Source organism: Bradyrhizobium sp. CCBAU 45394, from assembly GCF_028128655.1.
GTDB lineage: Bacteria > Pseudomonadota > Alphaproteobacteria > Rhizobiales > Xanthobacteraceae > Bradyrhizobium > Bradyrhizobium diazoefficiens.
In genome coordinates this window covers 120222-136048 of record NZ_LBIX01000167.1, presented here as the reverse complement: position 1 = coordinate 136048, position 15827 = coordinate 120222, and the positions used below count along the sequence as shown (strand labels likewise).

17 protein-coding genes are annotated in these 15827 nt (G+C 64.9%); 9 read left to right on the top strand and 8 right to left on the bottom strand.

Annotation, left to right across the window (positions count from 1 at the left end; all coding sequences use genetic code 11):
* The first annotated feature begins 113 nt into the window (after positions 1-113).
* From WN73_RS24695 to WN73_RS24675, 5 genes are all read left to right on the top strand, one after another.
* Positions 114-437 (top strand): PadR family transcriptional regulator, encoded by a 324-nt coding sequence (locus WN73_RS24695; protein WP_271555234.1) that lies wholly within the window; start codon positions 114-116, stop codon positions 435-437.
* Complete coding sequence (locus WN73_RS24690) at positions 434-955, top strand: permease prefix domain 2-containing transporter (protein WP_271555233.1); 522 nt, start codon at positions 434-436, stop codon at positions 953-955. The genes WN73_RS24695 and WN73_RS24690 overlap by 4 nt, the downstream gene beginning before the upstream one ends.
* Positions 955-1287 carry a hypothetical protein gene (locus WN73_RS24685; protein WP_271555231.1) on the top strand — a complete coding sequence of 111 codons (333 nt, stop codon included), beginning with the start codon at positions 955-957 and terminating at the stop codon, positions 1285-1287. The genes WN73_RS24690 and WN73_RS24685 overlap by 1 nt, the downstream gene beginning before the upstream one ends.
* A 244-nt stretch (positions 1288-1531) precedes the next feature.
* Positions 1532-2815, top strand: a complete 1284-nt coding sequence (gene purD, locus WN73_RS24680) for a phosphoribosylamine--glycine ligase (RefSeq protein WP_271555229.1) — start codon at positions 1532-1534, stop codon at positions 2813-2815.
* A gap of 189 nt (positions 2816-3004) precedes the next feature.
* Entirely contained in the window at positions 3005-3910 is a 906-nt protein-coding gene (locus WN73_RS24675; protein ID WP_271555228.1) for an alpha/beta fold hydrolase, read from the top strand.
* Here WN73_RS24675 and WN73_RS24670 read toward each other — a convergent pair.
* Complete coding sequence (locus WN73_RS24670; protein ID WP_038955606.1) at positions 3907-4365, bottom strand: nucleoside deaminase; 459 nt, start codon at positions 4363-4365, stop codon at positions 3907-3909. The two genes, WN73_RS24675 and WN73_RS24670, sit on opposite strands and share 4 nt — an antisense overlap.
* Before the next feature lie 119 nt (positions 4366-4484).
* On the opposite strand from WN73_RS24670, the gene WN73_RS24665 reads away from it, so the two are divergent.
* Both WN73_RS24665 and rsmD read left to right on the top strand, forming a co-directional pair.
* Positions 4485-6563 (top strand): pseudouridine synthase, encoded by a 2079-nt coding sequence (locus WN73_RS24665; protein WP_271555227.1) that lies wholly within the window; start codon positions 4485-4487, stop codon positions 6561-6563.
* Position 6564: 1 nt separating this feature from the next.
* On the top strand, positions 6565-7119 hold the full coding sequence (gene rsmD, locus WN73_RS24660) for a 16S rRNA (guanine(966)-N(2))-methyltransferase RsmD (protein ID WP_271555226.1): 555 nt from the start codon (positions 6565-6567) through the stop codon (positions 7117-7119).
* Positions 7120-7134: 15 nt separating this feature from the next.
* Here the strand turns inward: rsmD and WN73_RS24655 are convergent, their stop codons facing one another.
* The 3 genes from WN73_RS24655 to mutL form a co-directional block, all read right to left on the bottom strand.
* Positions 7135-7869: a hypothetical protein gene (locus WN73_RS24655; RefSeq protein ID WP_271555225.1), complete on the bottom strand. Its 735-nt coding sequence runs from the start codon at positions 7867-7869 to the stop codon at positions 7135-7137.
* Entirely contained in the window at positions 7860-9494 is a 1635-nt protein-coding gene (locus WN73_RS24650) for a DUF1963 domain-containing protein (RefSeq protein WP_080668205.1), read from the bottom strand. Before WN73_RS24650 ends, WN73_RS24655 begins: the two co-directional genes overlap by 10 nt.
* A 119-nt stretch (positions 9495-9613) precedes the next feature.
* Positions 9614-11425: a DNA mismatch repair endonuclease MutL gene (gene mutL / locus WN73_RS24645; protein WP_028174644.1), complete on the bottom strand. Its 1812-nt coding sequence runs from the start codon at positions 11423-11425 to the stop codon at positions 9614-9616.
* A gap of 239 nt (positions 11426-11664) precedes the next feature.
* Here mutL and WN73_RS24640 point away from each other — a divergent pair, with 239 nt between their 5' ends.
* Positions 11665-11982: a ribbon-helix-helix domain-containing protein gene (locus tag WN73_RS24640; protein WP_011090224.1), complete on the top strand. Its 318-nt coding sequence runs from the start codon at positions 11665-11667 to the stop codon at positions 11980-11982.
* 249 nt (positions 11983-12231) lie between these two features.
* Here WN73_RS24640 and WN73_RS24635 read toward each other — a convergent pair whose 3' ends face one another.
* The 4 genes from WN73_RS24635 to WN73_RS24620 are packed head-to-tail and all read right to left on the bottom strand — an operon-like array spanning position 12232 to position 15139.
* Entirely contained in the window at positions 12232-13800 is a 1569-nt protein-coding gene (locus WN73_RS24635) for a GMC family oxidoreductase (RefSeq protein WP_028174645.1), read from the bottom strand.
* Between the two features lie 30 nt (positions 13801-13830).
* Entirely contained in the window at positions 13831-14379 is a 549-nt protein-coding gene (locus WN73_RS24630) for a hypothetical protein (protein WP_028174646.1), read from the bottom strand.
* Between the two features lie 43 nt (positions 14380-14422).
* The gene (locus WN73_RS24625) at positions 14423-14818 is read right to left on the bottom strand and encodes a VOC family protein (protein ID WP_028174647.1); all 396 of its coding nucleotides are present in this window, start codon (positions 14816-14818) and stop codon (positions 14423-14425) included.
* Positions 14819-15139 (bottom strand): c-type cytochrome, encoded by a 321-nt coding sequence (locus WN73_RS24620; protein ID WP_038967308.1) that lies wholly within the window; start codon positions 15137-15139, stop codon positions 14819-14821.
* A 373-nt stretch (positions 15140-15512) separates the two neighbouring features.
* On the opposite strand from WN73_RS24620, the gene WN73_RS24615 reads away from it, so the two are divergent.
* Positions 15513-15821 (top strand): hypothetical protein, encoded by a 309-nt coding sequence (locus WN73_RS24615; protein WP_028174649.1) that lies wholly within the window; start codon positions 15513-15515, stop codon positions 15819-15821.
* The last annotated feature ends 6 nt before the right edge of the window (positions 15822-15827 follow it).

The following is a 15827-nucleotide window of genomic DNA, read 5'->3' as shown; positions in this document are numbered from 1 at the left end:
TATATTGGAAGATATTGAAAGCATCGGACCGAATCAACACCCTCAAACAGCACCCTCAGCCCCACCCGAAAACACTCAAAACTCAAAAACTCTAGAACCCGCAGGAAAACATCATGAGCACCCTCAAGCAGACGGAGCAGGTCGTAATGCTCGCAATTTTGCGAAAGCAGCCCGACGCGTATGGCGTCTCCATCTACGAGGAGCTTGAGACCCGTCTTACCAAGGCCGTTCCTATGGCCACGATCTACGCGACCCTCGAAACCTTGGAAAAGAAGGGATTCATCAAGAGCAAGATGGGCCAAGCCACCGCGGAGCGCGGTGGACGCGCCAAAATGTTCTTCGAAATCACCGGCAAGGGTCAATCGACCCTGCATGCATCAATCAACGCGCTCGACCGCTTGCGGGCGGGCACCTCTCTGGCAGGAGCAATGGCGTGAAACAAAGTCATAGTATCGCATTTTTCGAGATCGATGAGACTAGGATACGTGTCGAAATCCAGAGCGAGAAAGGTGCATTGGACCAATTGGAAATTGGTGGGCTTCCGCCTGAAGGTCCGCAGCGAGACGAACTCGTCAACGTGTCGCTCCGCCACTTTCTCGCCGAGCAGGCTTACCGCTACGAGCATAAGGCCCTAAAGGTTCGCATCGCAAAATTTAGAGCGGGTCTGCAAGCGGAGACTGCTAAGCCAGTGGAACCTAAAACCTCGGCTGCGCCCCCAGTTTTGGCCGAGCTTCTGATCGCCAGCTTAGCGCCGAAGAACACCGCTCAAGCTCAACTCGGCGATCTCCATGAGATGTTCGAAAAGAATGTCGCCCGTCTAGGCGAGCGGCCAGCGCGCCAAAAATACTGGATTGAAGTGGCCCGGTCGTTCGGTCCACTGCTATGGCAATGGCTTAAGCGTGTCGGACTCTTCACCTTCCTGATCGACTATTTTCGTTCGAAGTTTGGGCTCTAATGAAAAAGAAAAAAGCGAGTCGAGCAATCGAGAGCGGGATGGCGCGATTGCAAGCCGGCGATGTCGTGCTTGACTACGATAAAGAACCCGACCCCAACACTAACCAAGGCAGGGTCGAGAAGGTGTTGGACGACCAGCTAGTGCGGGTACTTTGGAGAGACGGCACAACGACGGATCGCCCGGCCAATAGATTGGCGAAGATCAGCATCACTGAAAGCTATAAGCGTGACCCGGCGGCGCGCCAAAGGATGTGGGACAAAATCTTGCAGATGAGCGACGAGGAGATGGACGCCGAACTTGAGCGCCTCGAACAACGTTTGAATCTGAATTGAAGCGGCTCTCGGCAGACAGCTCGCGGCGTTTCAACGAGTTTTTCTATTTTTGACACGAGCGGAATACCGACGCCCTCATACGTTGATTTTACTGAACTTTTACGCCTCACTACTCTCCCGCAAGTGGAAGGGACAGCGCTGCGCGGGCCCCGGAATGACGGGGAGTTTGGGGCAACACCCCCTTGAGACGCGCGCCGATTCGTGCGACCTCCGCCCCCAGCAAACCCCTCTTTTCGAGCCTTCGATGCACATTCTCCTGCTCGGTTCCGGCGGTCGCGAACATGCCCTGGCGTGGAAGATCGCAGCCTCCCCCCTGGTGACCAAATTCTGGTGCGCGCCCGGCAATGCCGGCATCGCGCGGGAGGCGGAGTGCGTGGCGCTCGATGTGGCCGACCATGCGGCCGTGATCGACTTCTGCAAGACCAACGCGGTCGAGCTGGTCGTGGTCGGCCCGGAGACGCCGCTGGCGGCCGGCATCGTCGATGATCTCACCGCCGCCGGCATCAAGGCGTTCGGGCCGAGCGGGGCGGCCGCCCAGCTAGAAAGCTCCAAGGGCTTCACCAAGGCGCTGTGCACCGAATTCGGCATTCCGACCGGCGCCTACAAGCGCTTCACCAACGCCAAGGACGCGCGCGACTATGTCCAGAGCCAGGGCGCGCCGATCGTGGTGAAGGCCGACGGTCTTGCCGCGGGCAAGGGCGTCGTCGTCGCCAAGACCGTGCGCGAGGCCGAGGACGCCATCGCCATGATGTTCGAGGGCGCCTTTGGCGAGGCCGGCACTGAGGTCGTGATCGAGGAATTTTTGCCGGGCCGCGAAATCAGCTTCTTTGCGCTGTGCGACGGGGAGACCGCCATTCCGCTGGCCTCCGCGCAGGACCACAAGCGCGTGTTCGATCACGACGTCGGCCCGAACACCGGCGGGATGGGTGCCTATTCGCCGACGCCGCTGGTGACGCCCGCGATCCATGACGCGATCATGGCGAAGATCATTCTGCCGACGGTCGCCGGCATGAAGCAGCGCGGCACGCCGTTCCGCGGCGTGCTCTATGCCGGCATCATGCTGACAACGCAGGGGCCGAAGCTGTTCGAGTTCAACGTCCGCTTCGGCGATCCCGAGTGCCAGGTCCTGATGCTGCGCATGATGTCGGACATCGTGCCGGCGTTCATTGCCGCCTGCGACGGGGAGTTGAAGCATTTCGATCTGCGCTGGTATCCGGAATCCGCGCTCACCGTGGTGATGGCGGCGAAGGGCTATCCCGGCGACTACCAGAAGGGCACGCGCATCGAGGGGCTGGAGGAAGCCGCCAAGATCGACACCGTCGAGATCTTCCACGCCGGCACGGTCGCAAAGGACGGCGCGATCCTCGCCAATGGCGGCCGCGTACTCAATGTCTGCGCCCTGGGGGCGACCGTGACGGAGGCGCAAGGCCGCGCCTATCAGGCCGTCGACCGCATCAACTGGCCGGAAGGCTTCTGCCGCCGCGACATCGGCTGGCAGGCGGTGGAAGCCGAGAAGGCCAGGGGCTGACAGCGGTTTTTCCGCTGCGCGCGCAAAAAACCTTGCGCCATCGCGCCGCCACATCGACATTTCAAAAATGCGTAGTCGGCTGTTGGGCTTAGCGCCCTTCGCCGAGGACGCGTGCTACTGTGCATGGGGTTGTTTTCGACATTTTTGTTGGGAGCGGCTCTGCGACTGACCAGACAAGGATGCAGAAAGATGTCCGATCTCGCCGACCTCTATCCCGGCTTCGCCTCCGAGTGGATCAACACCTCCCTCGGCCGCATCTTTGCCCGCGTCGGCGGCAAGGGCCCGCCGCTCCTGCTGCTGCACGGCTTCTCCGAGACGCATGTGATGTGGCACCGCGTGGCGCCGCAGCTCGCCGACAAGTTCACACTGATTATCGCCGACCTGCCGGGCTATGGCTGGTCCGACATGCCCGAGAGCGACGCGCTGCACATGCCCTACAGCAAGCGCGCGATGGCGAAGGCCATGGTGGAGGCGATGGAGCGCCTCGGCCACGTGCACTTCGCGCTCGGCGGCCACGACCGCGGCGGCCGCGTCTCCTACCGCCTCGCGCTCGACCATCCCGGCCGGCTGTCGAAGCTTGCCGTGCTCGATATCCTGCCGACCTATAATTACTGGGAGCGGATGAACCGCGCCTACGCGCTGAAGATCTATCACTGGACCTTCCTGGCACAGCCCGCCCCGCTACCGGAGACGCTGATCTCGGGCAATGGCGAGTTCTTCCTGCGCTTCAAGATGGCGAGCCAGACCAAATCGAAGACGCTAGAGGCCATCGACGAGCGCGCGCTCGAACACTACATCGCCCCGTTCCGCGATCCCGCCCGCGTGCACGCGATGTGCGAGGACTACCGCGCCGGCGCCTATTTCGACTACGACCTCGACAAGGCCGATTTCGAGGCTGGCAAGAAGATCACCATTCCCATGCTGGCGCTGTGGGGCAACGCCGGCGTGGCGCAGGCCGCCGCGACACCGCTGGATACCTGGAAGCAATGGGCCACGAACGTGGACGGCATGCCGGTGGACTCGGGGCACTTCCTCACCGAGGAGAACCCCGACGTCACCGCAAAGGCGCTGCGCGAGTTCTTCGCAGGCAGCTAGCGCCGCTCGCGAAAGAACTCCCTGAGCAGCCGCGCCGCTTCGCTCTCGCCGACCCCGGAATAGACGTCCGGCGCGTGATGGCAGGTCGGCGAGGCAAAGAAGCGCACGCCTGATTCCACCGCGCCGCCCTTGGGGTCGGCGGCGCCGTAATAGAGTCGCCTGACCCTTGCAAAAGAGATCGCGCCCGCACACATGGTGCAGGGCTCCAGCGTCACGTAGAGGTCGCAGTCGACCAGGCGCTCGCTGCCGATCTTTTTCGCGGCCTCGCGCAGCGCGACGATCTCGGCATGGGCCGTGGGGTCGTAATCGGTCAGCGTCCGGTTGGCGGCCGTGGCGATGACCTCGTAATTGCGGACCACGACGCATCCGATCGGAACTTCGCCCGCCTTTCCGGCATTTTCGGCCGTTTTGAGCGCCAAATCCATGAAAGAGGGGGCTTTCAAGCCTCGTATCATCGCCAGAAACCTGCTAGTAGCTCCGCCTTCAGCAAGAGTGAATACCGGTTTTGCCTGAGCATGCGGCTCGGAACGAGCGCGCACACTGCCCTCTGGCCACCCCCTGAGTGAGATTATTCATGCCTCGCGACAGCGACAAAGACAACGATTCCCGCGGCCGGCGTGATCGAGGCCCGGCCAAGGGCCGTTCCGGCAAGGCGCGCGGCCCCGAGAAGAAGTTCGCCAAGCGCGGCTTTGAGGGCAAGGGCGACAGCCGTCCGCCCCGCGGCGACCGCGAGGGGCGTCCGTTCCGCCGCCGCGAAGAGGGCGATGCCCCGCGCCGCGATTTCAGCGACCGCCCGCGCTTCAAGCGCGACGACCGCGGTGGTGAGGAGCGCGGTGAGCGCAGCTTCAAGCCGCGTGGCGACCGCCCGTTTTCGGATCGCGGCGCGCGCGACGGCGAGAAGCGGCCGTTCAAGCCGCGCGGCGATCGCCCGTCCTATGGCCGTGACGACCGTCCGCCGCGCAGCCGGGATCGCGACGATTCCCGCCCCGCCGGCCGGACCGGTGACAAGAAGTTCGGCGACAAGCGGCCCTACGCGCCGCGTGGCGACCGCCCGGAACGCAAGTTCGACGGCGAGCGGAAATTCTCGCGCGGCGCACCCGACCGCAGCGACCGCCCGCGCGATCGTGGCGAGCGCAGCGATTCAAAGCCGTGGCAGAAGCGCGATGCGGGTCCGCGCGGCGACCGGCCGCCGCGCAAGGATTTCAGCAAGGGTCCGCGCAAGGATTTTGGCGGCCGCGATCGGAGCGAAGACAAGCCCTGGCAGAAGCGCGAAGGCGGCGACGACCGTCCCCGGTTCTCGCGTTCGCGCGACGATCGGCCGTCGGGCGATCGTCCGTTCCGCGAGCGGCCCAAATTCGACCGTCCCAAGTTTGATCGTCCCAAGTTCGATCGCCCGCGCGATGATCGTCCAAAATTCGATCGCCCCCGTCGTGACGGCGATGGCGAGCGCGGCGGCGACCGCCCGAAATTCAATCGCCCGCGCGAGCGCTCGGAAGGCCGCTCCGACTGGCACGAGCATCCGCGCAGCGAAGGCCGGTTCGGTGATCGTCCCCGCCGTGAAAACGAGGACGAGAGCCGGATCTTCGAGAAGCGGCCGGCCTTCGGCGGCCGCGGCGCCTATCGCGAGCGCGATCGGGATTTCGAGGGGCGGCCGCGCCGCGAAGAAGCGCCGAAGCCGAAGAAGGCCGGCGAGCGCATCGCCAAGGCGCTGGCGCGCGCGGGGCTTGCCTCGCGCCGCGACGCCGAGGAGATGGTCACGCAGGGCCGCGTCGCCGTCAACGGCCGCGTCATCAATTCGCCGGCGCTCGACATCACACCGAACGACGTCGTCACTGTCGACGGCAAGCCGTTGCCGCCGCGTGAGCGCACGCGGCTGTTCCTCTATCACAAGCCGCGCGGCCTCATGACCACGCATGACGATCCCGAGGGTCGTCCGACCGTGTTCGACAATCTGCCCGAAGGTCTGCCGCGCCTGATCAGCGTCGGCCGGCTCGACTTCAACACCGAAGGACTGTTGCTGCTCACCAATGACGGCGGCCTCGCGCGCACGCTCGAGCTGCCGGACACCGGCTGGCTGCGCCGCTACCGCGTCCGCGCCCATGGCGACGTCACCCAGGCCCAGCTCGACGAGCTCAAGGCTGGCATCGAGGTCGAGGGCGTCAAATACGGTCCGATCGATGCGACGCTCGAGCGCGACCAGGGCGCCAATGTCTGGCTGGTGTTCGCGATCCGCGAAGGCAAGAACCGCGAGGTGCGCAACGTCTGCGCCCATCTCGGGCTCGAGGTGAACCGGCTGATCCGCGTCTCCTACGGCCCGTTCCAGCTCGGCGAGGTCCCCGAAGGCCAGGTCGAGGAGATCAAGTCGCGCGTGCTGCGCGAGCAGCTCGGCGACAAGGTGATCGAGAAGTCGGGTGCGCAGTTCGACGTGCCGCAGAAGGCCGCTTCGACCGACGACGGCGCGCCGCGCGAGAAGAAGCCCGCCAGCAAGCGCGCGGTGATCAACGACCGCAAGGGCCGCCGCGTGCTGGTGCAGCGCACCGGCAGCGAGGAGGCGCGCGAGCGCAACGAGGCGGAGGCGAGCGGCTACGGCCCCCCGCGCCGTCCCAAGCGCGGCTATCACGGCAAGCGCGACCTGACGCCGCGGGAGGACTAAATTGCGCGTCGTCGGCGGTCGCTTGAAGGGGCGTAATCTCGCCTCACCGTCCTCGCGCGACATCCGCCCCACGGCGGACCGCCTGCGCGAGTCCGTGTTCAACATCCTCGTGCACGCCTATGACGATCCGATCGAGGACGCGCGCGTGCTCGACCTCTTCGCCGGCACCGGCGCGCTCGGCATCGAGGCGTCTTCGCGCGGCGCGAAGTTCGTGCTGTTCGTCGACAACGGTGCGGAGGCGCGGGCGTTGTTGCGCAACAATGTCGAATCGCTCGGCCTCGGCGGGGTGACAAAAGTCTATCGCCGCGATGCGACCGATCTCGGCCCGGCGCATCCCGTCGAGCCGTTCTCGCTGGTGTTCCTCGATCCGCCCTATGGCAGGGGACTTGCGGAGAAGGCGCTCGCGAGCTTGCGCGACGGCGGCTGGCTTACGCCGGGCGCGCTGCTGGTGGTGGAAGAGGCGAAGGCCGCGCAGTTTACGGCGCCTGATGGCTTCGAGGAGCTGGAGAGGCGCGCGTATGACGACACGGAGTTCGTCTTCCTGAAGAAGTTGTAGCCCAACACTTCTGCTTCATAAGCCCTCATGCTCAGGAGCGTGAAGCACTCGGGCTCCTTCAGCTGCCAGCGTTAGCCTTGCAGCAGAAATTAGTTCGAAGCGGTCATGCATCGAGGCGCCGTCGGGTGGCTCGCCCGCGCGGCGGTTCACGAGGGCGACGATCATGTCGGCCAGCTCAAGCCGCTTGATTGGCCGAAGGTCAGTCGGGCATTTTATTCTGGCATCGCCAGGCTTGGGTTTCTCGCGCTGCGCAGGAAAGGCAAACGGCGGCGTCGGTATGCCGAGGATCACGTTGCGATGATCGAAGTCGGGCCTCGGTTTTCCAATTTCCACGCGATTCGCGAAGATGCTGTGGGCGTCTTCGCCGAGGGTGAGGATCAGTTCGAAACCGGTGTAGTCGATCGCCCCGCGCATGTAGGTATCTTCCACCAGCGCTTCGTTGATCTCCAGCCGTCCCAAATGGCCGCCGCAATCGGCTGTCGTCACCCAGAAGAAGCGGTCGCGCATGAACTCCCTGTAAAACGCCTTGTTGCGCGGCAGCGGGGACAAAGGGGCAGCCCAGCCTGCAGCGAAGCCTACCTCATTGACGAATCCGTGTGTTCCGACGGCCATCTCTTTGAACAGATGGCTGTGTTCGCTCGACATCCGCATCGCGGCAAACAGCGAAGGCTGTCCACTTCGCATGAGGTCGGCGTGTGCGAGCGGAGTGGCAACCACGCGTGCCGAACTGCTGTGCATCGTCAGTAACATTCCAGAGTGATCGTTGCCTGCGAGAAATCCATCTTCTTCAGCGCGTCCATGTCGATGAAGACATAGTAGGCGCCGACGTCGCCCCAGCACCAGTGCATGGCGTCGTCGGTTGCGATCTGGAACAGCAGGAGCTTCCGGGTTGGGCCGATCCGCGCATCTGATTGCAAGCCGTCGTGGTAACCGCCGATGCGATGGGGACGGTTGTGATAGAGGCTGCGCCAATACGGCTCGAATTCGGAAAGCACGGCGGGCGGGATCAGTGGCCGCTTCGCTTCATCGACGTAATAGTCGGCCACCAGCTCGCGAATGTGGCCGCGCTGGAAGGACCAGGCGGAAATTTCGTGTTCGTAAAAGGCAACGTGGCTCCGCTCGCCATCCCGGTCGGCGGAGGAATATCTCCAGAACCGGAATGCGTCCTGCTGCAGGCGCGCCTTGAGCGCTCGCCAGGCATCGTCCGGAATCGGGCTGTCGAGGTCGTGCGCCAGCACGACTGATCTCTCGCCGGCAACGCGTTCGCGCATCGCGGTGCTCCACTCGCCAAGCTCGCGCTCGGACCGGTGCAGATAGTCCACGATCGACTCCAGCGTGGGATGGCTGGCCAGGAAAGCCGCCAGCGCTTCGCGTCGTGTTCTGCGGTTCTCCGCCGCGCGCCGCGTCTGCGCACGGCGCAGGCGCATCGCCTCGTCCTCCGGCTCGGGGCCCTCGAGATCAGCCCGGGACATCGCGGTCCAATTGGCGTCATCGGCCTCGATCACGGCGAGGATGGAGCCGATATAACCCGGCTGGCTCAGCCGCTCGACCAGCCGATCGGGTATCTTAAGCTCGTCCGGCGGTTTGGCTGACGGCGGATAAGTGCGCGCCATGCTGTCAAGCACGCGAAGCGCGCCGCGCCAGGTGAAAGGCTCGATCTCGTCCGGCCGCTCGCGGTCCGACGCGACGGGCTGCCCCGGATAGAGGATGCTCGCGAAATTCTCCGGCGCCACGCGCGTCCGCCGGCCTTCGATCCGCGCCTCATTGGGCACGACGACGAGATCGACCGGCCAGCGCCGCCAGCGCCGCGGCACCTCGTCGGCAGTGCGGCAATAGTCATAGTCGAACCCGCTGTAGACGCCGTCGTGCACAGGCCCGAGATCGGCCGGCGGCTCCCGCTCGGAGCCGAGCGCATCGACATGCAGAATGCGAAAGGCATCAGGTCCCTGAGGCGCGCCCTGATTGGGGTCGATGAACAGCAGGAGCCAGCCCTGGCGCGGCCCGAGCCCGCCCCATAATTCGGCCGGCAGGTCGGCGCAGGCAATCTGCGCTATGAAGTGCAGCGGCCGCTCGCTTCTATCAGGATATTCCGACGAAATCGACCGCGGCCATTCGATGTGATGGGGCATCATCGGCAGCCCGCCCAGCCATGATCGTGGCGGTTCGAACCGCGGCGGAATCTGCCGTCGCAAGACGACCGATACGCTCTCGCTGATCCCAAGCAGCGGTGGAATCGGCGCGTCGCGCCGCACCCGCGCGAAAGTCGCCGGACCTGGCCACGGGGGCGAGGTCGTGGCTCTCGCCCGCTGAAAGCGGCGAAAATCCCAAACAACAAACGCCACGGCGCATACGACCAGGACTTGCCACCAAGACATACTGGACCCCAGACATCGCAGGACAGCCTCAGGTAGCAGCTAAGAGTTAATGGCTTGCGGATGAAATTGGTCGAAGCTGCGCAGGGCGAGTTAGCTAAGCCACCCTACGGACCCTCGCGTCACCTCCGCCCGAACAGCTTCTCCACGTCGCTCAGCTTCAGCTCGACATAGGTCGGCCGGCCGTGATTGCACTGGCCGGAGTTCGGCGTCTCCTCCATCTCGCGGAGCAGGGCGTTCATCTCCTCGGGCCGCAGCCTGCGGCCGGCGCGCACCGAGCCGTGGCAGGCCATGGTGGCGGCGACGTGCATCAGGCGGCGCTCGAGCGGCAGCGCTTCGTCCCATTCGGCCATATGCTCGGAGAGGTCGCGCAAGAGCCCGCCCGCATTGGTCTTGCCGAGCAGCGACGGCGTCTCGCGCACGGCGACCGCGCCCGGGCCAAAGGATTCGATCGCAAGCCCGAACGAGGCCAGCTCGTCGCTGCGCTCGAGCAGGCGCTCCACCGTGGCCTCGTCCATCTCGACGATCTCGGGGATCAAGAGGATCTGCCGCTGCACGCCGTTGGCGGCGAGCGAGGCCTTCAGCCGCTCATAGACGATGCGCTCATGCGCGGCATGCTGATCGACGATGATCAGGCCGTCGCGGGTCTGCGAGACGATGTAGGTCTCGTGGATCTGCGTGCGCGCCGCGCCGAGCGGGCGGTCGACGAGGTCGCTGACGGGCTGCGTCTCGAACCGCACGTCTGCACTGGGCGCGCCGACATCGAACGCCGCCTGGGCGCGCTCCGTGAAGGCGGGCGCCGCCGCGCCATCGAATGACGGCATCGGTGCGACCGGCGCGGACGGCGAGGCCCGCCAGTCCCAGCTCGCCGGGCGCGGCGTGAAGGCGGGCCGGAACGAGGACAATGCGCTCTCGCCGCTGTTGGCGGCGGTGCGGCGGCCCTCGCGCGCGAGCGCCTCCTTCAATCCATGGACGATCAGCGCGCGCACGAGGCCGGCGTTGCGGAAGCGAACCTCGGTCTTGGCGGGATGCACGTTGGCGTCGACCTCGCGCGGATCCAGCGTGACGAACAGCGCCAGCACGGGATGGCGGTCGCGCGGCAGATAATCGGAATAGGCCGCGCGCACGGCCCCTAAGATCAGCTTGTCGCGCACCGGGCGGCCGTTGACGAAGAGATACTGCCCGAGCGCATTGGCTTTCGTCAGCGCGGGGGCTGCGGCATAGCCGGAAACGACGATGCCCTCGCGTTCGGCATGGACCTCGATGGCGTGGCTGCGAAACTCCGCGCCGAGGATGTCGCCGAGCCGCGTCAGCCGTCCGGCGGCGCCGGGTAGCGCCGCGGCCCAGGTCACGGGCGCGCGCTCTTCGCCCGCAAGCGTGAAGGCGACGTCCGGTCGCGCCATTGCGAGCCGCCGCACCACCTCGCGGATCGCCTCGGCCTCGGTGCGGTCGGTCTTCAAGAACTTTAGCCGCGCCGGCGTCGCGTAGAAGAGGTCGTTGACCTCGACGCGCGTGCCGTGGGCCAGCGCCGCCGGCATGATTTCCGATTTCTCGCCGCCCTCGACGGTGAGTGCCCAGGCGTGCGGCTCGCCGGCATGGCGCGTGGTGATCGACAGACGCGCCACCGAGCCGATCGAGGGCAGGGCCTCGCCGCGGAACCCGAGCGTGCGGATCTGGAGCAGGTCCTCGTCGTCGAGCTTGGAGGTGGCGTGGCGCTCCACCGCGAGCGCGAGGTCCTTCGCCGTCATCCCGCTGCCGTCGTCGGTGATGCCGATCCGCCGCCGGCCGCCGCCGTCGGTGAAGACGTCGATTCGGCTCGCGCCGGCATCGATCGCGTTCTCGACCAGCTCCTTGACCACGCTCGCGGGCCGTTCGACCACCTCGCCGGCGGCGATGCGGTTGACGACTTGCTCTGGCAGTTGGCGGACGGGCATGGGCTCGGGTCTTGGGTTCGCGAACGGCGTTATCTTAAGCCGTGTTGCGTCAAAAGCATGTGTTGAGCAACAGGAACGTGGCGGGCTGGGGAAGAGGGATATCTATCACATTGAAGACATTGGACGTTCGAGAAAATCGCGCAGGCGGGACGGACCGATCTCCGGCTGCAGTCCTGATTGTGGGGTGCCGGGCCGCGGTGTAGCATCGTGAAAAAACGGCAACAGGACGGGAGGACGCCATGTGCCATCTCTTCGCGCACCAGCCCCAACGCGACTACGAATCCCAGACCCGCTCCTTGCGGATCGATGGCCACTGCACCTCGATCCGGCTGGAAATGGCGTTCTGGGACACGTTGGAGGAGATCGCGGCCAGGGAGAACATGAGCCTCGGGAAGTTCCTGACCACGCTCTACAACGAGGTGCTCGACCATCACGGCGAGGTCAACAATTTCGCCTCGCTGCTGCGCTGCTCATGTTTGATCTACCGGTCGAGGAACATGGCGACGGTGCAGGAGTTCAAGGCCACGGTGGCGCCGATCCTCGATGCGGCCGAATAGCTGTCCCAACAAAAGTGCGTAGCCCGGATGGAGCGTAGCGCAATCCGGGTTCTGGTCATCCGTCCGCGCCCCGGATTACGCTTCGCTCCATCCGGGCTACGAGATTCCATCCGGGCTTCGCAACTGCCTCCACATCATCATTGCGAGGAGCGCTTGCGACGAAGCAATCCAGAATCTTTCGGCGTCGGCAGTCTGGACTGATTCGCTCCGCTCGCAATGACGGGGGAGAGAGCGGTTGCCTATCTGACCTCAGATCTCCTTCTTCTGCATCGCGCCGGCGATGTAATCCGCCTGCCGGATCGCGAGCGCGACGATTGTCAGGGTCGGGTTGCAGGCCGCGCCGCTGGTGAACTGGCTGCCGTCGGAGACGAACAGGTTCTTGACGTCGTGGCTCTGCCCGAACTTGTTGACCACGCCGTCCCGCGGCTTCTCGCTCATCCGGTTGGTCCCGAGATTGTGCGTGCTCGGATAGGGCGGCGTGGGATAGGTCACGGTGGCGCCGACGGCGTCGTAGACCGCGGCGCCCTGCTTGTAGGCGTGTGCGCGCATCGCGACGTCGTTGGGATGGTCGTCGAAATGCACGCTCGCGACCGGCTGGCCGAACTTGTCCTTCACGACGGGGTCGAGCGTGATGCGGTTGGTCTCCTGCGGCATGTCCTCGCCGACCAGCCACATGCCGGCCATCCTGGGATAACCGTCGAGTGCTGACGTGAACTGGCGGCCCCAGGCGCCGGGATTGAGGAAGGCCGCCATGAACGGTAGACCGATCGACAGCGTCTCCATCTCATAGCCGCCGACGAAGCCGCGCTTCGGATTGTTGGCGGCCTCGTCGCGAATGATGCCGGCCATGGTGGTGCCGCGATACATGTGCACCGACTTCTCGAACACGGCGTAGACGCTGCCGGTCATGTGCCGCATGTAGTTGCGGCCGACCTGTCCCGACGAATTGGCGAGGCCATCCGGGAACATGGTCGAGGCGCTGTTGAGCAGCAGCCGCGGGCTCTCGATCGAATTGCCGGCGACCGCGACGATGCGCGCCTTCTGGCGTTGCATTGCGCCTGCCTCGTCGGCGTAGACGACACCGGTGACCTTGCCGCCGGCGTCATGCTCGATCTTGACCGCCATGCTGCTCGGCCGCACCTCGAGATTGCCGGTCGCCTCGCCCTTGGGGATCTCGGTGTAGAGCGTCGACCATTTCGCGCCGGACTTGCAGCCCTGGAAGCAGAAGCCGATCTGCTGGCAGGAGCCGCGGCCATCGCGCGGCTGGCTGTTGATCGCCATGTTGCCGGTGTGCACGGTCTTGTAGCCGAGCTTCTTCGCGCCGGCCTCCAGCACCTTGAAGTTATTGTTGCCGGGAAGTCCGGGAATGCCGTTGGTGCGGGTTACGCCCATCTTGTTCTCGGCCTTGGCGTACCATGGCTCCATCTCCGCCAGCGTCACCGGCCAGTCGAGCAAATTGGCGCCGGGAATATTGCCGTAGGCGGTCTTCACCCTGAACTCGTGCTCGTCAAAGCGCAGCGAGGCGCCGGCCCAATGCACGGTCGAGCCGCCGACCGCCTTGACGATCCAGGCGGGGAGGCCCGAAAAGTCCTTGGCGACGCGCCACGTCCCCGACGTGGTGCGGGCGTCGGTCCAGGCGAGCTGGGAAAAGCTCTCCCACTCGTCGTTGATGAAGTCCTGGTTCTCGATGCGGGGCCCTGCTTCGAGAATGACCACCTTGACGCCCTTCTGCGCGAGCTCGTTGCCCAGCGTGCCGCCGCCGGCACCGGAGCCGACGATCACCACAACGCTGGAGTCGTTCAGATCGAATTTTGCCATATGCGTTCTCCTGAACCGTTGGGTGGCGATCTAAGCCTTCGGCAGCCAGTCGATGTCGGCGAAGCCGCGGTTGATGTAGCCGCCGTGCTCGGCGGAGGAGCCCTCGTAGCCGAACCGCGGCCAGACCTCTTTCTGGTTGTAGAGCGAGACGATGAGGTCGCCGCGCACCTTCTGGAAGAAGTCGCTCTGCTCGATCTCCTTCAGCAGCACCACGCGGTCGGCTTCCCAGGGGACTTCGGCGTAAGCCACCTTGTGGCGATCCCGCGCGTTCTGATCGAGCCGCGCGATGCCGTCGCTGATCAGCGACTTGACGGCAAGGTCCTTGGCCGCCTTGCCGTCCCATGGCTTGATCGCGGTGATGTAGTAGCTGTCGCCGAGAATATCGTGCGGATAGATGTCGCGCGCGACCTTCAGCAGCGTCTTCATCGTCGCCGGGGACAACGCGCTGGAATCATCGGCCCATGCGTCCTCGATGCTGACGGCGACGCTGGTCGCGACAGCGACGACCGGCACGGCGGTCGCCGCGCCCTTGAGAAAGACGCGGCGGCTGTGCTTGCTTCGACGATCGACTTCTCTCATGGCATTCCTCCGTATTTTTGTGATTTGGATCTTTGTGAGTTGATCAGTTGAAACGTCCGCCCCGCTGGATCACCTCGATCTTGTAGCCATCGGGATCACTGACGAAGAAGAAGCGCGCCAGCGTCCTGCCGTCGTGCTTGAAGTCGCGCAAGGGGCCCGGTGCGAGCTTCTCGCGCTCGAAGCGGGCATGCTCGGCATCGAGATCGTCGACTACCACGGCGAGATGGCCGTAGCCGTCGCCGAGCGCGTACGGCTCCTTGCGATCGAAATTCACCGTCAGCTCCACCTCGAAAGGTGAGGAGGGGTGACGCAGATAGATCAGGGCGAAGTCCGAGAACTTCAGGTGATCGGTGACTTCGAGGCCGAAGGCGCGCTGGTAGAAGTCGAGCGAGCGCGCCTCATTCAGCACGCGGATCATGGAATGGACGGGCTTGGCCATTCAGTTCAGCTCCTTGAGGTAGGTGATGATGGCGGCGCGCGTCTCCGGCTTACCCTGCCGGTAGGCCATGACCACGCCGGGAATGACGGCTTGCGGATTGGTCAGCCACGCATCGAGCCGGGTCTCGTCCCAGGCGAAGTCGGCTTTGGCGAGGCCGTCCGAATAGCGGAAGCCGTCGACCTTGCCGGCGGTCCGGCCCACGATCTTGACCAGCGGCGGACCTTGCCGCAACGGTTCCGACAGGCTCAAAGTGTGACATACCGCGCATTGCTGCTTGAACAGTGTCGCGCCGTCCGGCGGCTTTGCGGCCGGCAAGGGCATCTGCGCGTCGGCAACCCGCACCACCAGCACCACTGCGGTGCACAATCCCAGCACGACTGCGCGCATCGCCAAGAGCTCGCCCATCCACGTCAAATTCAACGTGCGCAAACTCTAGGCGCCGCCAAACATGCGGTGGTAGTAGCGGGCTGTTTCGCTGCAAGCGGAGATGCTCGTGGGGAGCGTGTTCCGCGCTGCCGCATATGCGGAGCACAATTCCGCGAAACCGCCTCGAAATCCCTAAACGATGACCACACGAGGCGGATTGCATCGCGATCGCGCCGCTCGAACTCTCTATGCGATGAACCGGTCCGGTGCAGGCGGGTGGCGCAGGACGCAGCCGACCCGTTCATCGCGAAAAATCCAGGAGAAATGGATGAAGTTGGTGAAGACTTCTGCAATCGCATGCGCTCTTGCGGCCCTCATTGCGACGCCCGTTTTCGCGCAAGGCACGTCATCTGGCATCAAGCCTGGCGGCACCGTGCAAAGCAAACCCATGCAGGGGGGTGCGTCAGTCGGCGAAGATGAGGATCTCGCTACGCAGCCGGGAGCTGCGGGTGAGAAGACGGGCATGAAGTCGACCAAGGGGACGAAGGGCACGGTCGGCACAACGGGAAGCGCAGCGCACAAGGGGACGGTCGACGATTCCGCTTCGGGCAGCCCCGCCACCGGCAAGCGTTACTGACGCCGG